21 protein-coding genes are annotated in these 20,858 nt (G+C 41.9%); 7 read left to right on the top strand and 14 right to left on the bottom strand.

Going from position 1 to position 20,858, the window contains the following annotated elements:
* Positions 1-67 precede the first annotated feature (67 nt).
* Genes KA713_17725 through KA713_17710 form a run of 4 tightly spaced genes read right to left on the bottom strand, consistent with a single transcriptional unit; the run spans position 68 to position 4,082 of the window.
* A complete protein-coding gene (locus tag KA713_17725; GenBank protein UXE66272.1) occupies positions 68-679 on the bottom strand; it encodes a VTT domain-containing protein in 612 nt (203 codons plus the stop codon).
* The gene (locus KA713_17720) at positions 676-1,845 is read right to left on the bottom strand and encodes a hypothetical protein (protein ID UXE66271.1); all 1,170 of its coding nucleotides are present in this window, start codon (positions 1,843-1,845) and stop codon (positions 676-678) included. Before KA713_17720 ends, KA713_17725 begins: the two co-directional genes overlap by 4 nt.
* Entirely contained in the window at positions 1,842-3,332 is a 1,491-nt protein-coding gene (locus tag KA713_17715) for a PAS domain-containing sensor histidine kinase (protein UXE66270.1), read from the bottom strand. The genes KA713_17720 and KA713_17715 overlap by 4 nt, the downstream gene beginning before the upstream one ends.
* Positions 3,333-3,368: 36 nt before the next feature.
* Positions 3,369-4,082, bottom strand: a complete 714-nt coding sequence (locus KA713_17710; GenBank protein UXE66269.1) for a DJ-1/PfpI family protein — start codon at positions 4,080-4,082, stop codon at positions 3,369-3,371.
* A 144-nt stretch (positions 4,083-4,226) separates the two neighbouring features.
* Between KA713_17710 and KA713_17705 the strand changes: the two genes are divergently transcribed.
* Positions 4,227-4,907, top strand: coding sequence for a septal ring lytic transglycosylase RlpA family protein (locus KA713_17705; GenBank protein ID UXE66268.1), 681 nt, complete (start codon positions 4,227-4,229; stop codon positions 4,905-4,907).
* Between the two features lies 1 nt (position 4,908).
* Here the strand turns inward: KA713_17705 and KA713_17700 are convergent, their stop codons facing one another.
* Genes KA713_17700 through KA713_17670 form a run of 7 tightly spaced genes read right to left on the bottom strand, consistent with a single transcriptional unit; the run spans position 4,909 to position 11,549 of the window.
* Positions 4,909-5,958, bottom strand: coding sequence for a hypothetical protein (locus KA713_17700; GenBank protein ID UXE66267.1), 1,050 nt, complete (start codon positions 5,956-5,958; stop codon positions 4,909-4,911).
* Complete coding sequence (locus tag KA713_17695) at positions 5,955-7,199, bottom strand: right-handed parallel beta-helix repeat-containing protein (protein ID UXE66266.1); 1,245 nt, start codon at positions 7,197-7,199, stop codon at positions 5,955-5,957. Before KA713_17695 ends, KA713_17700 begins: the two co-directional genes overlap by 4 nt.
* 32 nt (positions 7,200-7,231) lie before the next feature.
* Positions 7,232-7,810: an RdgB/HAM1 family non-canonical purine NTP pyrophosphatase gene (gene rdgB / locus KA713_17690; protein UXE66265.1), complete on the bottom strand. Its 579-nt coding sequence runs from the start codon at positions 7,808-7,810 to the stop codon at positions 7,232-7,234.
* Between the two features lie 2 nt (positions 7,811-7,812).
* Complete coding sequence (locus KA713_17685) at positions 7,813-8,697, bottom strand: FKBP-type peptidyl-prolyl cis-trans isomerase (protein ID UXE66264.1); 885 nt, start codon at positions 8,695-8,697, stop codon at positions 7,813-7,815.
* An 11-nt stretch (positions 8,698-8,708) separates the two neighbouring features.
* Positions 8,709-9,587 (bottom strand): FKBP-type peptidyl-prolyl cis-trans isomerase, encoded by an 879-nt coding sequence (locus KA713_17680; GenBank protein ID UXE66263.1) that lies wholly within the window; start codon positions 9,585-9,587, stop codon positions 8,709-8,711.
* 2 nt (positions 9,588-9,589) lie between these two features.
* The gene (locus tag KA713_17675) at positions 9,590-10,516 is read right to left on the bottom strand and encodes an FKBP-type peptidyl-prolyl cis-trans isomerase (protein UXE66262.1); all 927 of its coding nucleotides are present in this window, start codon (positions 10,514-10,516) and stop codon (positions 9,590-9,592) included.
* A 10-nt stretch (positions 10,517-10,526) separates the two neighbouring features.
* Positions 10,527-11,549: a bifunctional oligoribonuclease/PAP phosphatase NrnA gene (locus KA713_17670; GenBank protein UXE66261.1), complete on the bottom strand. Its 1,023-nt coding sequence runs from the start codon at positions 11,547-11,549 to the stop codon at positions 10,527-10,529.
* A gap of 114 nt (positions 11,550-11,663) precedes the next feature.
* Between KA713_17670 and KA713_17665 the strand changes: the two genes are divergently transcribed.
* The 5 genes from KA713_17665 to KA713_17645 all read left to right on the top strand — a co-directional run bounded on the left by KA713_17665 (position 11,664) and on the right by KA713_17645 (position 17,479).
* Positions 11,664-12,083, top strand: coding sequence for a nucleoside-diphosphate kinase (locus KA713_17665; GenBank protein ID UXE66260.1), 420 nt, complete (start codon positions 11,664-11,666; stop codon positions 12,081-12,083).
* Positions 12,084-12,183: 100 nt separating this feature from the next.
* Positions 12,184-15,072 (top strand): aminomethyl-transferring glycine dehydrogenase, encoded by a 2,889-nt coding sequence (gene gcvP / locus KA713_17660; GenBank protein UXE66259.1) that lies wholly within the window; start codon positions 12,184-12,186, stop codon positions 15,070-15,072.
* A gap of 349 nt (positions 15,073-15,421) precedes the next feature.
* On the top strand, positions 15,422-15,982 hold the full coding sequence (locus KA713_17655; GenBank protein UXE66258.1) for a hypothetical protein: 561 nt from the start codon (positions 15,422-15,424) through the stop codon (positions 15,980-15,982).
* A complete protein-coding gene (locus KA713_17650) occupies positions 15,945-17,033 on the top strand; it encodes a HAMP domain-containing histidine kinase (GenBank protein ID UXE66257.1) in 1,089 nt (362 codons plus the stop codon). Before KA713_17655 ends, KA713_17650 begins: the two co-directional genes overlap by 38 nt.
* On the top strand, positions 17,030-17,479 hold the full coding sequence (locus KA713_17645) for a hypothetical protein (GenBank protein ID UXE66256.1): 450 nt from the start codon (positions 17,030-17,032) through the stop codon (positions 17,477-17,479). Before KA713_17650 ends, KA713_17645 begins: the two co-directional genes overlap by 4 nt.
* A 6-nt stretch (positions 17,480-17,485) precedes the next feature.
* Here the strand turns inward: KA713_17645 and KA713_17640 are convergent, their stop codons facing one another.
* Positions 17,486-18,859, bottom strand: a complete 1,374-nt coding sequence (locus KA713_17640) for a M20/M25/M40 family metallo-hydrolase (protein UXE66255.1) — start codon at positions 18,857-18,859, stop codon at positions 17,486-17,488.
* Positions 18,860-18,963: 104 nt separating this feature from the next.
* On the opposite strand from KA713_17640, the gene sdaAA reads away from it, so the two are divergent.
* Positions 18,964-19,869 carry an L-serine ammonia-lyase, iron-sulfur-dependent, subunit alpha gene (gene sdaAA, locus KA713_17635; GenBank protein UXE66254.1) on the top strand — a complete coding sequence of 302 codons (906 nt, stop codon included), beginning with the start codon at positions 18,964-18,966 and terminating at the stop codon, positions 19,867-19,869.
* A gap of 60 nt (positions 19,870-19,929) precedes the next feature.
* On the opposite strand, the gene KA713_17630 is transcribed toward sdaAA, so the two are convergent.
* Together KA713_17630 and KA713_17625 are read right to left on the bottom strand one after the other, a co-directional pair.
* Positions 19,930-20,100 carry a hypothetical protein gene (locus KA713_17630; GenBank protein UXE66253.1) on the bottom strand — a complete coding sequence of 57 codons (171 nt, stop codon included), beginning with the start codon at positions 20,098-20,100 and terminating at the stop codon, positions 19,930-19,932.
* 27 nt (positions 20,101-20,127) lie between these two features.
* On the bottom strand, positions 20,128-20,580 hold the full coding sequence (locus KA713_17625; GenBank protein ID UXE66252.1) for a MarR family transcriptional regulator: 453 nt from the start codon (positions 20,578-20,580) through the stop codon (positions 20,128-20,130).
* Positions 20,581-20,858 lie beyond the last annotated feature (278 nt).

The following is a 20,858-nucleotide window of genomic DNA, read 5'->3' as shown; positions in this document are numbered from 1 at the left end:
GGTTACTGGGTAATTAACTAATTAATTTTTTTAAGCCTCTTCCGATTCCGCTTAATAGATCGATTTACTATCCATTAAACCAATTCGGGAAAGTCCATACCATCCATCCATAAAAAGCAAAGCGTATAATGCGTGTAATGCAAATCAAAAGAAAGTATCGGATATTTAGGTTGACCGAACCTGCCAACATGCACGTGGCTGAAAAGGGAACTGGCGTAACGGCACCAACAAATACCAAGTAACCTCCAAAAGTTTTCAACTTGCCCTCGTATTGTTTTAGGTACTTTTCGCGAATACGTTCTTGGTACAGCTTGGTTTTTGAAAAGACTTTGCCAATGTAGTATCCCAATATGCCAGCTCCGTATGAGATGATGGTAAGAATGGCAAGGTTTGTAATGAACCCACTCACATCAATGTTGTCCAAAATCCAAATCATCATAAATAGCTCTGGCGGAAGGATGCCAAATACAATCTCTGATAAAGTGTAGATGCCGTACAAGATGCCAGGGTTGGCTCGAATCGTATCGATGTGTTCTTTGAAGTTGGCTTGGATATAGCCCTCCATTGCAATAAAAATGGCGATGATAAAGGCAAACCAAAGTAGGCCCTTGGCTAAATTCTTGAATAGAAAGCTGGACTTGGTTTCTTCTGGTTCGCTCGGTGCTTGTGGCTGGCTCATTTCAAAATAGGATGACGCGTGAAGGGCTTCGTCTCATCAAATAATTTTCGGTATGTAATATGGGTTTTAGAAACGAAGCCTCCAACTTGCTCCACCACATTTATCATTTTAGGGTTGAAATCCCCAATCCAATTCATCTCATAATCTTCGTATCGTTTATACGGCCCTTGCCATAATTTTCTTGCCTCCATAATCATGGCACCATCCACCCCTTTTCCCTGATGTTCGGGCACCACCCCGAACAAAATACCAAATGCCTTCGTATTTATTTTTCGCCATCGGAGCCACACAAACTTCAACTTGCCCCACCAGTTGAGGTTGCCGTGCACGTGCCGAAAAATCTGGTTGATTTCGGGCAACGACAAAAAGAACCCAACCGGATTGCCCTTGTAAAAACCAAAAAACAACAGTTTGTTATCCAAGATAGGTTTCATCTGCTTAACAATCAAAGCAGCTTGCTGTGAGGTTATCTCGGGGTTTTCGGCACGGTTTGCCCACGCCTTGTTATAAACTTCCCGAATGTATTCACCCAATTTTGGCAACTCATTTTTGCTCAGGTAACGAAATTGATAATCTGGATCTTTGCTTGCAATCTCTGCTTTGTGTGCGAGCCTGGGCGAAAGCGCATCCATTGTTTTGCGGGCGAAAGTAAATTGCTTGAAATACTCTTTGAAACCATAGGCCTCAAAAAAATCTTTGTAGTAGGGCGGATTGTAATTGCATTGGTAGTTCGGTTCTCGCTCATAGCCATCCACCAATAATCCCCACCACCGATCGCGGCTCCCAAAATTAATAGGCCCATCCATGGCTTCCATGCCTTTTGATTGCAACCAAGCTTTGCCATGATTGAGCATAAAGAAAGCGGCTTCTTTGTTTTCAATACACTCAAAAAAACCAACGCCACCAGTAGGTTGGTCATTGCCTTTCATGACGGTTTTTTGGTTTACAAAGGCGGCCAGTCGACCGATTGTTTTTTCAGATGCGTCTTTTAGCAACCATCGGACGCATTCACCATGCTTAAAGGTTTTATTCTTGGTTGGATCAAATACAGATTCAATATCTGTGTTGAGTGGCTGTATCCAAGCAGGAAATGATTGGTAGATCGACAGAGGAAAAGTCAAAAAATCTTTCCTGTCAGCTTGGCTGACAACCTCGAGCATTCTCATGCGGTTAAACTTGGTTTAGATACTATAAGTGTTTGGTTAGGTATTTTTAATTCAAAAGATGTGCCCTTGCCAAGGTTGCTATTCACTTGAATGGAGCCGCCTAACTTTTCCATGGCATTCTTTACAACATACAAACCCAACCCAGAGCCATCGGATTGTGCGCTGGCACGATAAAACATATCAAAAACCTTTTTGATGTTTGTGTCGTCAATGCCTATTCCATTATCCGAAAATAAAATGGAAGATTGCTGCGGGGTGGTATGGATATTAATTGAAATGGATTGAGTATCTTTCTCAAGGTCGCGGTATTTGATCGCGTTTGAAATCAGGTTCCTAAAAATTTCGCCCAATCGCCACGGGTCGCTGAAAAACGAGACACCTTCAATCCGAATGTTTTTCTTTATCTGATCTACTCCCTTCATGTAATCTAAGCTGGTAAAAGTTTGGCTCACCAGTTTGTGTAGGTCAATCAGTTCAATCTTTACATCAAGCTTCAAATTTTTTGAATGACTCAATACATCGCTGATGAACCCATCCAATTGACTTACCTTTTGGCCAATGATTTTGATGTAGTCTTCAAGGCTATCGGTATTACCCTCTAACTTGGCCACGTTAACGAGCCCTAATACAGAAGAAAGCGGGGCGCGCAAATCATGCGAGACTTTATAGACAAAATTATCCAACTCGGCATTTCTAATCTTTAATTCTTCTTCTGTCTTCTTTTGTTCTGTCATGTCTACATAGGAGCCAAAAATGCCAATGGTTTTGTTCTCCAATTGTATGGGCACACCGTACACAATCACCGGAAATAAAGTGCCATCTTTATGTTTGCGTTGTGTGTCGATGCGGACTATTCGCTTAGCAGAAATCAATGAATTCAAATCATTTCCTTCGCTCACCAAGTCGCAGGGTACAATAAATTGGTTGAGCTCTTTTCCTTTCAGCTCGTCTTGTCGATACCCAAACATGTTTTCAAAACCACTGTTCGCCAAGACCACTTTTCCAGTGTCGTCCAGCATCACTTTTCCAAAAGGCGAATTATGAAATAATTGTGAGAACAACGTCTCGGATTTACGAATGGCTTGATTGGCTTCCTCTTGCTGCGAAATGTCTTTCACCACTATCTGCACTGCGGGCTTTCCGTTGTACTGAAATGGAACCGCATAGATTTCCACCATTACTTCAGTGCCATCTATTCGGATAAATTTTTCTGCTGCTGCAGCTGCTGGCTTTCCATCCATCAGTCCTTTTATCCTTTCAATCACCATCTTTTGATAATCGGGGTGCACCATTTCCAACACTGACTTTCCTATTAATTGAGCTGGAGAATTGGCACCCATGATGTTAGCCGCATATGAATTGACATACACCAGAACATCATTTTGGTGAATGGCTATACCCAATGGCAACGACTCCAGCAAAGAACTGTACCGAAGCTCGGTCGCCTTTTCTATCTGTTCTTCAATTTTTAAATTTTCAAGCTCCATGCACAAATGGTAAAGTCAAAGATAGTAAGTTGGAGGTTAATGTGATGTGCTGAAATAGTTGACTTTACTTTTTTCCCAGTCGATTACCAATCCTTTTCCGATAGCAATGGCTACCGTTTTGCCATACAACAACTCAGAAAGATACAATGCGGCATCGTATGACTTTGCACCACCTGCCGAAGTGATAGCCACTCGGTCATGCACAAAGCTTACATTTTCATGAACTTGCAAGTGGGGAAACCGCTGCTTGAATTTCGCAATATCCGCAGGAAAAGTAGTGCATTGATAGGTGTCTAATAGACCCGCCTTCGCCAAAACAAAAGCCCCATCACACAACGAAAAAATGTAGGAAGCCTGCTTGCCGGTTTCCCTTACAAACCCAATCAAAACTTCGTTGTCCAAATCCGAATCCGTGCTATGCCTAGCGCTGGGCACTACCAATACATCAATAAAAGGCAATGAATCCGTCAGGGCGTAATCGGGCAGCAGATTCAAGCCTTCAAATGTGGTAATGGTATCTTTTTGAGGAGCAACCGTAAAAACGCGCATGCCTTTTTCCGTATGAAAAACCGTGTGGTGAAAAACATCCATCGGGGCGATTAACTCAGAATTATACACACCATCCACCACCAAAAAACCAACGTTCAATTGACGAGTTGGCAATACAGGCGGCCCATCACTCTGGCTCGTAGTGTTATCTTTACAGGAAAGAACCCATGCGATTAAAACAAAAAAGGAAAAAACCTTCATATCGATTTTCGTAAAGATGGCATGTATTTTGAAAAAAGTAGCACACAAAAAAGTTTTTGGGTAATAAAATATGCTGAACCACCAGCTTAAAAATTAATACCCACAAAAAGAAATCCTTCAAAAAAGTAAAAGTATATTTACACCATGCAAGCCTCCTTTTTTCTTTTGCTGTGCCTGTTTGGGTTTTCTTCTATAGCTCAAATACAAACCGGCAAGGCCTCTTTCTATGCCGACAAATTTGAAGGCAGTCGAACCGCCAGTGGCGAAAAATATAAAGGCAGCAAAATGACGGCCGCCCACCGTACGCTGCCCTTTGGTACCAAGATTAAAGTAACCAATTTGGCCAATAACGAAACGGTTGTACTGGAAGTGAACGACCGCGGCCCCTTTGTGGAAGGACGTGTGCTGGATGTTTCAAAAGCGGCCGCAGAAAAATTAGGCTTTTTTAATCAAGGCATTGCCGATGTGAAAATTGAAATTGAAAACGCGGGCGATGGAAAAGGCGATGTTTTGCCAGTGATGCAAGAGCATATAATGGTAGATGACCGCGAGTTGTATGAACTGAAAATAGTACGCACAGACCCAAAAGGCTTTGGGATACAATTGGGTACATATCAAGAATTAGCCAATCTTTTAAAGATCATTGATAACCTCTCGAGCAAGTACCAGAAAAAAATATTGGTACAGGTAAAAATCCTAAACGGTGTCAAGTTTTACAGTCCGTTGCTGGGTGGTTTTACAAACCGTGAAAAAGCACAAAGCACTTTTGGCGACCTTAAGAAAGACTTTCCGGATTCTTTTATTGTGGATCTGAGTAAATTGTAAATTACTTCATTTCCACAATCCACCTCCGCACCAACTCCACTCCTTCTTCGTGCACAAGTTTTCTTCCCAACTCTGGCATCATAATGCCAGGATGCAACGATTCAATTCGGTATTGTAAAATGGACTCATCAGGTTTGCCTCGCACAATTCCGTAAAGCCTGCCACCCGAACCTTTTCCAGCAGCTATTGGTGATTTCCCAATACCCAGCACAGTTGATTCCTCCACATCAGCCAACAAATGGAGGCCGCTTGTTTTGGCAGGCCCATCTTTGCGATGGCAGTGCGCACAATTGATTTCCAACCAAGCCCGTGCGCGCTTATCAATTGGCTCGCTTGCATTTTCATAGGAAGCAAGTCGAGGGATTTGGTGGAGCGGAGGTAATCCTTCCAGTATATTCTCGTGCGCCCATTCTACCACTATATTCTTGGTTGAGTTGTTCAGTTGCCTAGCTGATGGCCCAATGGGAAAAATCTTTTCGCCACGCAAGTGACAACCTTTGCATTGATTGATGTTCGGCACTGTGTAATTGACTTGCCGAATTTCACCATCAGTGTGAATCCATTTCACATCTATATTTTTTCCAGCCACTTCTAGATAAGCTTCGGTCTGTGCTTTGTTCCAAATGTAGGGCAGTGCCTTCCAAACGCCTTTTTCCAAAATCAACAAGCGTGTTTCCAATATTCTTTTTTCCGATTCAGGTTTTCTAAAATCAGATGGGTAATAAAAATTCTTTATCAAAATGGTCCCTTCTGGAAAATCAAGGACATCCGTGGCATTGTATTTTATCTTTGCCCCTTTCGGGATTTTAACAAAGCGTTTCTTATAAGCATAATCGCTAAAAAGTGCTGAGTTGAGCGAATAGGGATATACGCTTTCGGCTGGTCGCAACTCTTTAAGATCACCTGCAAAAAATTGATAACTGGAAAGCTTCATTTCGCCAATAGAGGATAAATCTACCGGGGCTGTTTCTTCTTCGGCCATGACCACAGCAGGCTTTTGCTTTGTTTGGCAAGCGAAGAATAAAATCGCCAGAAAAGAAATCAGCTTCATTGCAGGCTTACCGAGAGTTGCTTACAGGAAAAAGGTGCAGGGTCTTTTGATAATGACTTGAAATCGTTGGCTGCATCTAAATTGATAAAAGAGAATTCCCCATTTTCGCCAATACAAATGTTGCGCTCCTTTTGTTTTGGGTTTTCAATTCCGTCATATAAAATATCGGGCGGATTCATAAACGACTTCATTAGCAACAACTTGCCAATGTCACTTTGCATGGTTGGGAACCAATGACTGTTCTTAAATGTGTTTTTATGAATACTCACAGTATGAGGAAATGGATTATAGAGTGAATCTTCCTTATATCGGTTATTGATGGTTTGCACACCACCAATAGAATTGGCTTGCTCTTCCTCATCTTTGTTTAGCGCAGCCACCATTTCATAACTGACTACCGCCAGTCCCACCGAGCGGTTATCGGAAATTTTGTTTTCGTAAATAGCAATATGGTGGGTGGCCAAAATCATCATGCCACAGCCTGGCGGAATACTTGCCACAACATTTCCTTTCTGTGCAAAATTTTCATGATTGTTGTCGTGAATATTGTTATTATAGACCTTCGTGGTATGGCCATATTTAGTTAAACCAGGCAAATCAAACACCAATAATCCACCCGTATTTTCATATGATTCGTTTCCATAAATCTCCACGTACTTTGAATTTTCTGCCTCGATACCGGCTACATTCCAGTAGGCTTTGTTGTTTCGGATAATAACCGAATCGGATTGGCCAACATAAATGCCAGCATCCGAACTGCCCATGGCAATGCACTCTTCCATCAATACATTTTTACACAACACAGGGTACAATGCATACGCACCGTTTTCTGTTTTTGGTCCATCGGCCCAAACCGAGCGAATCCTGCGTAGCACCAATCCGTTGGTATCGTTTACTTTCAAATTGTCACCCTTTGCATCCTCCACCGAAAAATCTTGGAGCACAATGTTTTGGCCATTGCTCACATGCAACCCTTCAGCACCTTCTGTTTGATTCCTCCAACTTAGAATTGTTTTATCCATACCCTTCCCGATAATAACCACATTCTTTTTTCCATCCATGGTTAGGCTCTTCGTAAACATAAAATTTCCCTCTGGAAGATAGATTGTATCGCCATCGGCAATGGTAATCAACTCTGTCTGAAGGGTTTTTTCAATGGTCTTCCACATAATAGGCTCTTTCTTGGCAGGCGTGCAGGCAATCAAAAAAGCCAGTAATACCAAAATGGTGAATCGGATCATGGACAAAGTATTTAGGTTTTGCTAATTTAAAGCTAAGAAAAATTGCTCTTTAAAAACATAATTAGTTTATCAACCGCTTGGGCGCGATGACTGATTTTGTTTTTCTCTGTAAGCGATATTTCGGCCAATGTTTTTTGATATCCATCAGGCAAAAAAATGGGGTCGTAGCCAAAGCCTTGCTCTCCTCTTTTCTCGACTAGGATTTGACCTTTCAAGATTCCTTCAAATTGCTTTTGAATGGCTGGCGCTACAAGTGTAATAACTGTTTTGAAGTGTGCCTTGCGATTGCTTCTTCCTTGCAATTTTTTTAAGACAAGCGCAATATTAGAATTGAAATCGCGGCTGCCACTATAATAGGCAGAATGAACACCTGGCTCTCCATTCAGGGCCACAACCTCAAGCCCACTATCATCTGCAAAACAAGGAATGTGATACTGCGAAAAAACATATCTGGCTTTCTGTAATGAATTGCCCTCAATCGTGGGATGTTCTTCTTTCAATTCCTCATGGCAGCCGATATCTTGCAAGGAAAGAATGGAAATGGACGAACCTACCAGCTCTTTTACTTCTTGTATTTTATGCTGATTGTTGGTGGCGAAACAATATTCCACAATCAATTCTTTTTTATGTCAACCAACTGAATGTCGTAGATAACATTCGTAGATGGTGGAACTGGCACTTGAGTTTTGGTTGTTCCGTATGCACCAAATGCCAATCCGGAAGGGGAGTAAACACGAACACTTCCTCCCTTTTGCAGTTGCAAAATGCCTATCTGCCATGAGCGGATGGTTTTGCTCAACAAGTATTTTTTAGGAGTGGTCGCTTGATCAAATAAGGTGTTATCGGACAAAAATCTCCCGGTATAGGTAATGCTAACAGTGTCTGACAAGCTAGTCACCGCGCCCGCACCTGTGTTTAAAATAATATATCGAACGCCAGATAAATCTTTTTGATTGGCAATATTTTGTTTTTTTAAAAGCGTATCGATTAAGGCAATGTCCTTATTCAGTTGGCGCGAAAATTCTGGAATGACTTTAACCAACTCTACATCAAAAACAAGATTTGAGTTGGGTGGAATTCTGCCTTGTTGGAAGGCACCATACGCGAGTCCAGACGGAACATAAATGGTTACCTTACTGCCCTCCCCCACCAAAGGAATGATTTTTTTCCATCCTTGAATTAGACTTTCCAATAAAAACGAGATAGGAGCAGCGGATGTAGTGGTTGCCGAAAGCGTATTATTCTTCAAAACAGAGTAAGAATAGTTAACCCGAATAGAGTCAACCAAAACGGGCTTTCGTCCATTGGTCGGAAGGGTTACTACAAAACGTAAGTTTCCGGTAGAATCTTTCTCGGCCGAAATTCCTTGGGCATTTAGATAGCTGTCGATGGTCGCTACATCATTTTCAAGTTGCTCTTGATAGGGAACAATGGCAACTTCTTTTTGGCAGCCAGTTGCTACCACAAGACCGATCAAAAAAAATGCGACCGTCTTCATTTGGTAAAAATTTAATTTACCGATACCAATTCTACTTCAAAGATAAGATTGGAGTTGCTTGGAATTACACCTCTACTATCACCCGAAGGTCCATAACCTAACGATGATGGAATATAAAACACCGCCTTGCTTCCAGTAGGCAATTGTTGCATCCCAATCTGAAAACCTTGAATCAATGAATTTAATGGTGCGGATGCTGTACTTGCAGATTGATCAAAAATAGCCTCGGTTGTAAGTAATTTGCCTATATAATTAAAACTAATTCTGCTGGAGGCCAAAGGTTTTGCTCCCGTTCCCAGAGAAGTGATTACATATCTCAAGCCACTAGGATCCTTTGTAACCCCCGTAATTCCTTTTGTAGTGATATATGCTTGAATAGCTGTTGTGTCAATTTTAAACTGTGTCGGTTCATCTAGCAGTTTTACATTAAAAATAATGTTGGCGTTTGCTGGCAAGTTACCGTCCGATGAACTTGACCCTCCATAGGCATAGCCAGAAGGAGAATAAATGGTAACATCACTGCCTTTCTTAACTTTTGGCAACACGATTTGAAAGGCTGGGAAAACTGAATTGGGATCTCCCAATTGGCCGCGTCCATACTGATCTTTAAAATCACGATATACTTTGCCCGTGCTCATAACGGTTTCTTTTATGCTAACATAAATTATGCTTGTAGCACTAGGCACTTCTCCAGAGCCTACAGAATTGATTACATATCTAACTCCAGTAGTGTCTTTAATTGCATTAATCCCATTCTTTGCCAAGTAATCGTCAATGGTTGCAATGTCTTTTTCTAGCTGCTCATCAAAACTTGGGCCTGGCGGCACATCCGTTGTGCACGAAAATAAAACTCCAATCAAAAAAATTAAAAACCATTGTTTTCTTACCATAATCATTTTGTTTTTTCAATATCCAACATTTCCATATCAAATACTAAAATTGAGTTTTCAATAATGTCGGCACTTCTTCTTTGATTTCCATAAGCAAGCGTTGAAGGAATATATACCGTGATTTTTGCCCCTTTGTTCATCAACCGGATGGCTTCTTCCATACCCGGAATCAATTGCTGTTGTCCATCCAGCGGCAAATAAGGCTTTCTTCCTTCCGAAAAAACACCATGCTCTTTTGCGGCAGCTTCTGTGCTACAATCAAAATACTTACCATTCAATAAATATCCGCAATAGTTTACCTGTACTTTTTGGCCAGCTTTTGCATTCTCGCCTTTGCCTTCTTGAGTAATCACGTAGCGAAGCCCAGATGCTGTCTTAAGAGCACTTACATTTTTTGATTTCAAATAATCATCAATCAAGACCGTGTCTTTCGCAAACTGTTCCTGTTGATCTTTCAACATTTTGGCGTTTTCCTTTGCTATCAAATCCTGTTGCAGTTTGTTTTTTCCTTCTTCATCAATAATGTCCTGCACGCCTATGTTGAAGGTGAAGAGTTGAGCAGTGTCGATGCCAAACGGTATGTTTTGGCGAAAAGTATTTTGAAAGAGGGTTTTGGCCTTTACATTGAAAGTTACACTATCTCCCTTGGTCAATTTTTTTAACACTTCCATTACTGCATCGCCTTTTATAAAAGCATCACCACCTATCAATATCACACCCGGGTAACCAGTTTTGCGCGTGTCGTTCCAAATGGAGTCTTTGCCATCTTTAAAATAAAATGACACTACTGCATATTTTCCTGAATCTACCTTTGCTCCTTTACCTTCGCGCAGCAACGTATATTTAAATCCTGACATGGTTTCTTTAGAGTTGGTGCAGGAAGCCAATACTGTTAAAATCAATAGGGAGGCAACAAGGTAATTTTTCATCAGGTAGTCGTTAATCTTGGTTTAATTTGTTTTTATATTCTGGCAAAATTGACAAAAATTTCTTTAATGTATCGTCTAAACTCAATTTAGATTGGCCACCAGAGGCATTTTTATGGCCTCCACCTTCAAAATGTTTGCGTGCCAATGCATTTACATCAAAATCTGCTAACGACCGAAACGATAGTTTTATTTCTTCGCCACGGTCGTACATCAGTACGGCCATCTTGATACCTTTTATAGAGAGACCATAATTCACTAGCCCTTCTGTATCACCCGTTTGAGAGCCAAATTTTCTAAGCTCTTGTTGGCTAAGCATCATATAGGCCGTTCTAAACTCGGGCAGCACTACTAATTTTTCGCTGAGTGCATATCCCGTAAGGCGTAGGCGCACCAATGAATTGGTATCATAAATTTGTTTGGCCACTTCACTGGGGTTTGCACCGCGGCTCACGAGTTCTGCCGCCACTTCAAATTCCTTGTGTGTGGTATTGTTATGCCGAAATCCACCGGTGTCGGTCATCAAGCCAGCATACAAACAGTTGGCAATTTTTTCATCGATGAATTCCTTTTCACCCAACTCCTCGATCAGTTCAAAAATCAACTGAGCGGTGGAAGCTGCAGAGACTTTCCATTTTTTGAATACAGTAAAATCCTCTGGCTCTAGGTGGTGATCGATCATCACCTTTACGGCCAATGATTTTTCCACCATTGGCCCGACTTCGTTAATGCGTTTCAAGCTCGAAAAATCCAAACAAAAAATAAGCGTTGCTTTTTCAATCAATTCAGCGGCTTTTTTCTCGCCTCGTTTCGATTCTTTTGATAAGGCCGTCACCATTTCTTTGCCCGGCATCCAATCCAAAAAATCCGGATAATCGCTGGGCGAGATAACGGAAACCTGATGACCCTTTTTTACCAAAAAACCCGCCAAGCCTAGCGATGACCCAAGGGCATCGGCATCCGGTTTAAAGTGGGTAACAATTACCACAGTTTGCGGAGTTTCCAATAAAGATTTAAGCGCGGGGAGATTTGTCATGAATAAGGGCGCAAAAATAATCAATGATTTGGGATTGAGGCTTCATTGATATGGGTTCTTTTGATACTTTTGCGGCCAAATTATTTAAGCTAAAAACTACTAAAAACACACAAAATGGCAGGAAATAGAACGTTTACCATGTTAAAGCCAGATGCAACCACGGCTGGCAACATTGGCGCAATTACAAAAATGATCGAAGAAGCAGGCTTTCGCATTGTTGCGATGAAGAAAACACGGTTGAGCAGCGAACTGGCCGGCAAGTTTTATGAAATCCACAAAGCCCGCCCTTTTTATGGCGAATTGGTGAGCTATATGTCATCTGGCCCTATTGTGCCCATGATTTTGGAAAAAGATAACGCAGTGGAAGACTTTAGAGCCTTGATTGGAGCTACAGACCCAAAGAAGGCCGCACCAGGCACTATTCGCGCGTTGTTTGCCAAATCCATTGATGCCAATGCCATACACGGCTCTGATTCAGATACCAATGCAGAGATTGAAGGCAACTTCTTCTTCTCTCAGTTTGAACGATTTTAGAATGCAAGATTAAAAATTCAAGGTTCAAGATTGGATCAGTCCATTTTGAATCTTGAACTTTGAATTAAATAGTTTGTTAATGCTTCATAAAAGCACATCGATGAATAATATAAATCCCACCTACTCCGAAAAATTTGAAAGCCGCCACAACGCACCCGATGCAAAGCAAATTGCAGAGATGCTAAAAGTGGTAAAAGCAAAATCAGTGGATGAACTGATTGACCAAACAGTGCCCAGCAATATTAGGTTGAAAAAACCTTTGAACTTGCCTGCCGCACAATCGGAGTATGAGTTTTTGAATAACTTCAAAAAAACCGTATCGAAAAATAAAATCTACAAGTCTTACATCGGCACGGGCTATTATAATTGCATTACGCCAACCGTTATCCTTCGCAATATTTTAGAAAACCCAGGATGGTACACGGCCTACACTCCTTACCAAGCAGAGATTGCGCAAGGGCGTATGGAAGCGTTGATCAACTATCAAACCATGATCATTGACCTGACGGGAATGGAAATTGCCAATGCCTCGCTATTGGACGAAGCCACCGCTGCCGCAGAAGCCTTGCACTTGTTGCATGCTTCCAAAAAATCTTCCAAGAAAAATTCACATAAATTTTTTGTGGATGAAAATACCTTTCCGCAGGTAATCGATTTGTTGAAAACACGTTCGGCTCCCATTGGCGTTGAATTGGTAGAGGGCGATGTATCGAAATTGGACATTACTGATGCCAATTTGTTTGCAGTTTATATTCAAAACCCCAACAACAACGGTGAGATAAAGGATTATAGCGCGTTTATCGAATCGGCTCACGAAAAAGAAGTTTTTGTTGTAATGGGTGCCGACTTGATGAGTTTGGTGTTGATGAAATCGCCTGGCGAAATGGGCGCTGATGTGGTGGTGGGTTCTTCTCAACGATTTGGTGTGCCCATGGGCTTTGGTGGGCCGCATGCTGCGTTCTTTGCTACCAAAGATGAGTTTAAAAGACAAATGCCGGGCCGCATTATTGGCATCTCGCAAGATGCGCAAGGCAACCCCGGTTACCGGATGGCCTTGCAAACACGCGAGCAACACATCCGCAGAGAAAAAGCTACTTCCAATATTTGTACTGCTCAGGTTTTGTTATCGGTTATGGCGGGTATGTATGCTGTGTATCATGGACCGGAGGGGTTGAAAAAAATTGCAGGGAGGATACATGGATTGACGAAGTTAGTGGCATCGGGCATTGAGGCATTAGGTTTCAAGCAGTTGAATAAGAACTATTTTGACACCTTGAAAATTTCAGGGATTGACTCAAATAAAGTAAGGTCAATCGCGGAGGAACACGGTGTTAACTTCCGTTACTTTTCAGATGGAACAATCGGTATTTCTTTGGACGAAACGACTTCCCTAGCGAGCCTGAAAAATATTCTCGCTATTTTGACGGAGTCTATCGGAAAGAATTCAGTTAATTTAAAACTTCAAGAAGGAAAGCTTGGGATTGATTGGTCAGCATCACTAAGGAGAAGTACTTCCTTTTTAACCCACCCTGTTTTCAACTCTCACCACAGCGAGCACGAAATGCTTCGCTACCTCAAAAAATTAGAGAACAAAGATTTGTCGATGGTGCACTCCATGATTTCGTTAGGCTCTTGTACCATGAAATTAAATGCCACCACCGAAATGATTCCAGTTACGTGGCCTGAACTCGGACAAATTCATCCTTTCGCGCCAAGCAACCAAACCGAAGGCTATGCCGAAATGATCACCAACTTAGAAAATTGGTTGAAAGAAATTACGGGCTTCACAGGTGTATCGTTGCAGCCCAATAGTGGTGCACAAGGTGAGTACGCTGGCTTGCTGGTGATTCGTGCCTATCATCAAAACCGTGGCGACCATCATCGTAACATTGCACTCATTCCATCATCTGCGCATGGCACCAATCCGGCCAGCGCTGTAATGGCAGGCATGGAAGTAATTGTAACCAAATCAGACGAAGAAGGAAAAGTGGACGTGGCTGATTTGAAAGCAAAAGCGGAACAATACAAAGGCCGCCTGTCTTGCTTAATGGTCACCTATCCATCCACACATGGTGTGTTTGAAGAGGCCATCACCGACATCTGTGAAATTATTCACAATAACGGTGGCTTGGTGTACATGGATGGCGCAAACATGAATGCACAAGTAGGTTTGACATCGCCCGCCAACATCGGTGCCGATGTGTGTCACTTAAACTTGCACAAAACATTTTGCATTCCACACGGTGGCGGTGGCCCAGGCATGGGCCCGATTTGTGTGAACGATAAATTGAAACCGTTTTTGCCTGGTCATGCAGTCGTAAAAACAGGTGGTACTGAAGCAATCTCTGCAGTGTCAGCAGCACCGTGGGGCAGCGCCAGCATTTTGGCGATCTCGTATGCGTATATCGCGATGATGGGTGGTGAAGGATTGACCAATGCAACTAAGTTGGCAATCTTAAATGCGAACTACATTAAAGAAAGATTGAACGGTCACTACAAAATTTTGTACACGGGCACAAATGGCCGCGCAGCACACGAGATGATTGTCGATTGCCGCGATTTCAAAAAAGTTGGCGTGGAAGTAGAAGACATCGCAAAGCGGTTGATGGATTATGGATTTCATGCTCCGACTGTTTCTTTCCCTGTGGCGGGCACGATCATGATCGAGCCGACCGAGAGCGAACCCAAGCAAGAAATTGATCGCTTTGTAGAAGCACTCATTGAAATCAGAAATGAAATTCGGGAAATAGAAGAGGGCAAGTTTGATAAAGAAAACAATGTATTGAAGCATGCTCCGCATACCGCTTCTGTTATCACCGCAGATGAATGGACTCGGCCTTACTCCAGACAAAAAGCAGCGTATCCACTTCCGTTTGTGAAGGAAGCAAAGTTTTGGCCAAGCGTGAGTCGAGTAGACAATGCGTATGGCGACCGAAACTTAGTTTGCTCTTGCTTGCCGATTGAGGAGTATGCCAAAGTAGACGATTGATCTAAACTATTTCAAAACAGAACGAAAAAGGCCTGACTAGTTATCAAGTCTTTTTGTTTAAACCCAAATTGTACATTAGACTATGATGATAACTTTTTTCTCCAAGAGAATCAATGATTTAAGTTCTAATGCTATGCATTAGGTTTGGAATAAAACTTGATGCCAGGCGCTCATTTTCATCAATTTACAGGGTAATGAAATTTCCTAATACATAATCTGGGTTAAAAAGATATCTGTGACTGCTATTAAACTCTCAACAATTTGAAAATATTTACGATAGCATCATTTTGTTTTTGATATATTTCGTTTTCAATTGGCAATGCAATCGGAGCTATCAAAAAATGTCAAAGTGGAGAAACTTCCTTGGTTTACCTGGGTGATGCCTTTTCCGATTTTTTTTTGCGGAATTCTGATATCATTGAATTTTCCAATTGATACGGGGTTTGGTTCATTTTACATGCCCACCGCCATTGCGCTCATTTTGGTAAACTGGTGGGGGCTAAAAAGGACATTGCCAAGTTTGTACTTGAGCTCCGCCATACTAACACCTTTTTGGGGTATCGAAAATTGGGTCGATTGGTTTATATACCCTCTTAACGAAGTCGCCTTTGCGGCCGTTTCATGGTTGCTTTTTACTCATTGGGCCAAAGGCAAATATTGGCTGCCTGATACCAAGCAATTTGTTTCATTCATTTTGTTAGGGATCTTGATTCCCATATTGACAGATATATTGGTGCTACAGGTGATACTCACCACTCTTGGTAAGCAACCGGCATCCGAGTTTTGGAATCAGTTCATGAGAAATTGGCTTGGTGAGTTTACCGCAAACCTCAGCATTTGTGCACCCATCCTGTTTTCATTTACTCAGCTTCATGCAAAAGGGGAAACTTCTGATCAATCCGCCCACTAATGAATTGCCTCCGCCCCAATATAATTACAAACGGGTTGAACCGATTCTAATTTATGTGGCACTTTTTTTTGCTTCGTTTACCATTCCAATCGAAAAATATTGGTTTTTATATGGATTGGGCGGGCTATTCATTGCCATACGGGTTGGGTTTGGCGAAGCCCTCTTCTGTAACCTTTTCGTATTCATCATCACCTATATTATTCCCGCCCTTAACCTTCCCGATTCTTTTTTCACATGGTACAACGTTGATTCTATTTTTAACATTTTCTTAGGTAAAGTCTTGCTTGCCGTTTTTGTTGCAATTACAGGCAGAGTAATTTCTGATTTACGTTATACGGAAGATAAATTGCAAGTCCAATTTCAAGAGCTTCAAAAGACCAACCAAGAGCTTGATCGATTTGCCTACAGTGTTTCGCACGATTTGAGTGCTCCCCTTAAATCCATTCAAGGTCTGGTTAACATTAGCAAGCTTGATACTTCTCCAGAAGCGAAACAAGAGTACATTGAAAGAATAGGTCAAAGTGTTTCAAAGCTTGATCTTTTCATCAAAGAGATTTTGGACTATTCACGAAACAAAAGACTACCCAACCAAGAGGTGCAAGTTGACGTGGGGGCAACCTGCCTTGAAGTGCTAGAAAGTTTGCAATACATGGAAAATTTTCAACGCATGAAAATGGATCTTGGTTCTATCAACGGGAAAATCATTAACACCGACCCCTCTCGATTTAAAATCATTTTGAGCAATCTGTTTTCAAATGCCATTAAGTTTCAAAAAAGAATATCCGAACAAACACCTTGCCTAAATGTATCTATTTCCACTGATAACAATAAATTAAAATTAGTAGTAGCAGATAATGGCGAAGGAATTCAACCTGAAATGAAAGAGAAAATTTTTGATATGTTCTTTCGCGGAAACAGTAAATCCTATGGATCGGGGCTTGGACTTTACATCGCAAAAGAATCTGCCATCACGCTAGGCGGAAGTATTTCTGTTGAGTCAGAGTATGGAAAAGGAACAACTTTTATTTTGGAACTACCCAATAAAAAATGATGAAACTTAGTGTTTACGTTTTATTGTTTATGATAAGCGCAACGGCCTCCGCGCAAAAAATTACATACAAAGGCTTGCCCTCTTTAGTTTGGCCAAAACTTTACAATATCACCTATCAAAAAAATAATGAGCACGATAAGCCCATCTTCACCAAAGACGTACTGGCAGTGTCAAACAAAGTAATCGTACTGCCAGGTTACATGGTGCCATTTGAAAATGGTATGAAGGGCAATCATTTTATTTTGTCATCACTTCCGCTCAATGCCTGTTTTTTCTGTGGAGTGGGTGGCCCCGAAACGGTCATTGAAGTTTTTTTGAAAAGTGCTGTTACGTACACAGACAAACCAGTGGAAATTAAAGGCAAGCTTGTCTTGAACAATCAAAATCCAGATAAGATGGTTTACATTTTAGAGGAAGCCGAATTTTTGGGTGCGGTAGAATTCTAAACAGTTCTATTTCAACCCATATCGGTCAACCAAAAATACCAATGCGGCCATTGAAGCAGAGCCTAACTCTAACTCTCGCTTGTCTACTTTATCGATTGTATCTTCTTGTGTATGGTGAACGCTAAAGTAACGCTGCGAATCAGGCAAGTAACCAATCAAAGCAGTACCAAGTGGACCGAGTGGGCCAATGTCTGCCCCACCGCCTTCTTGCGAAAAATCCCACAGATCGTAGGGCTCTAGTAAAGGCTTCCAACCTCTGATTTTTGATTTAATGTTTTCAGTAGCCGTCATCGTAAAACCCCGTGGTGCAAAACCTCCACGGTCGGACTCAATCGCTAAAATATGATTTTCATTTTTCGCCTTGGCTACTTCTGCATACTTCTGTCCTCCGCGCAATCCGTTTTCTTCATTCATGTACAACACGGCCCGAATAGTGTGTTTTGGTTTGTAGCCCATCTCTTTAAACAAACGTAATACTTCGATGGCCTGCACGCAACCTGCACCATCATCATGAGCACCTTGGCCCACATCCCAACTATCCAAGTGGCCACTCACCAAAATAATTTCGTCTTTGTATTCGCCCCCTCTTATTTCGCCAATCACATTAAAGGAAGGTGCCTCTTCCAACGTTTCGCAATGTGTTTCTAGATAAAACTGCAGATCGCGATCATCTTTTAAAAGTTTGCTGAGCAAATCGGCATGCTGCGTACTGATGGCTACAGCCGGAATTTGTTTAATAAGCGGAGCATATCGAACTCCACCGGTGTGAGCATACGATTCATTCGGAAAACCCATCGAACGAACAATAACGGCCAACGCTCCTAACTTAGCTGATTCACTGGCACCATTGGCCCGCTGATCCACTGCGCCACCGTATGCTGCAAATGCATTTAATTTAGTGGGGTCAAGCGGACGGTTGAAAAACACAATTTTACCTTGAATACCTTTCTGACCAAGTTGTTTCAACTCATCAAAACTTTTTACCTCAATAATATTGGCAGTCAACCCCGTGGGCCCCGTTCCGATAGATCCTCCAAGAGATAGTATAGTCACATCTTTGCTTCCTATTTTTTTTGAATTAATGATCCTTCCCACTTCTTGTTGTCCACGCACCCAATGGGGCACCATCACGGGTTGCAGCCACACCGAGTCAAAACCATAATCGTCCATCGTGTGCCGCCCCCACTCTACGGCAGCCGCAGCGCCCGGTGAGCCCGACAATCGATGACCGACTTTGGTACATAAATCGTGAAGCATCGGATACGACTTTCCGTTTTGAAGTGCAGCATCATAAATTTCTTTGATTAAACTTTTGTCATTGGTTTGGGCATGTGCTAAAACATTTGCAAGCAGAAAAATGAGTACAACAAGTTTCTTCATTTATTTAAATTTTAGGGGAGGTAAGGTAGAGAAACCACTTCAAACACGAAAGTTGAAATTCGATTTCGGTATAATTCGTAACTTGTTAGGCAATTTAGAAAGTCATGGCACTACTATTTGAATCTTTTGAAGAATGGAGATCATACTGTGAGCAAACAAAGCTCTCGCTTACCGATGCCGTTGTTGAATACGAAGGCGAACAAAAAGGCAGAAGCCGGGAGCAAATCAGGCAAGGCTTGGCCAAGGCATGGAGTGTAATGAAAGATGCAGTGCGGACAGGGCTGGAAGAGGACATGACCTCGCGCTCGGGTATGGTAAATAATGGTGCAAAAAAAGTATATCGCTTTCCAAAAGCAGTACTCTCGAAAGAATTTCAAAAATTAATTTCTCGGGCACTCGCGGCCAAAGAAGTAAACTCGTGCATGGGGCGTGTGGTGGCTGCGCCTACGGCTGGGGCAAGCGGCATTATGCCAGGGGTGCTATTTACGCTACAAGAAATTCACGGAATCGATGATGAAAAAATTCTAGATGCGATGTTACTGGCGGCTGGCATTGCGTTGATTATCGAACAAAAAGCATCTATTGCAGGCGCGGTGGGCGGTTGCCAGGCAGAAACAGGAACAGCTGCTGCGATGGGGGCTGGTGCGATTGTGTATTGCTTGGATGGCTCTACCGATCAAATTTTTAATGCCGTAGCCATCACCATTCAATGTATGTTAGGTTTGGTGTGCGACCCCGTAGCGGGTTTGGTTGAAGTGCCGTGCATTGTGCGCAATGCCAGTGCAGCAGCGATAGCCAACAGTTCCGCTCAAATTGCATTGGCCGATGTGAGCAGCATAATTCCAGTTGACGAAGTAATCGAAGCCATGGGTGAAATTGGTGCAAGCATGGAAACACGTTATAAAGAGACTGCTCTGGGCGGATTGGCCGCCACCAAAACAGGCAAAGCGATTTCAAAAAAAGTATTGATTCGAGATATTGAAATTTTGCCTGATCAGGAAGAGAGATAAAAAAGTAGCTCTTTTTCAGTAAAGCTTACATTAAGTCAATCACTAAATTCATCAACCTTTCTAGTGGAAAGTCAATTCAGAATCTGTAATTGAATTCAAGAATGAATTATCAGAATCGCTGTAAGAAATAAAGTTATAAGCAAACATCACTCCAGCATACAAATCAGTATTTTCAGCTACATCAAAATGGTAGGCTCCACAAAAGGAATCGAATTTTGCAAACTTAAACAATACCCAAAAACAGGCAATTGTAAAAAGCTATCCACCTCGCAATTTGTCTAACAATCGATTTATTTCTTTGGCCTCAACCTGCGTAACATTCTTTAACTGTGTAACCCAGCTCGCAGTTTGAGCATCTATTTTCTTCAAAAGTAGTAGGCCATTATCGGTAATACCAATATCTACCTGTCTTCGGTTGCCTTCGCAAATCTCTCGGGTCACCAAACCTTTTTGCCTGAGTTTCTCCACTAAGCGTGTGCAATTACTACTTTTATCAATCATTCGTGATGTAACATCTGCCAACCTCATTTTATGTGGATGGCTTCCACGCAAAATTCTGAGCACATTAAATTGCTCAGGTGTAATGCCATGCGGCCTAAAGCGGGCAATGTTACCGCTGTTTAACCAACTGCTGGTGAACATGATATTGACTGCCATCTTTTGAAACTCGCTCGCAAATTTTTCTTGACGGATATCTTGCTCTAGTGGCATAGTTGCACAAGTTAACTACAATAATTGTATCGACAATTATTAACGTGACAAAGGTTCAAAAAGGTTAAGTTATCCCATTATCGGAAAAACTGTAAAGATCGATGGCACAGTTCTTTGGATAAGGACAATCAAATTTGGATAAGGACAATCAAAATTGGTTGTTGCGAAATCACTCCTTGCTTTTTCTGTACTGGTTCACATGCTGATAGGTCGTTTACCATCACCCAGCCCACTACCCACACCACCGAAGTGGTACAAAATCAATATGAAGAAAGGTA

Source organism: Chryseotalea sp. WA131a, assembly GCA_025370075.1.
Classification (GTDB): domain Bacteria; phylum Bacteroidota; class Bacteroidia; order Cytophagales; family Cyclobacteriaceae; genus ELB16-189.
This window is presented reverse-complemented; position numbering and strand designations above follow the sequence as displayed.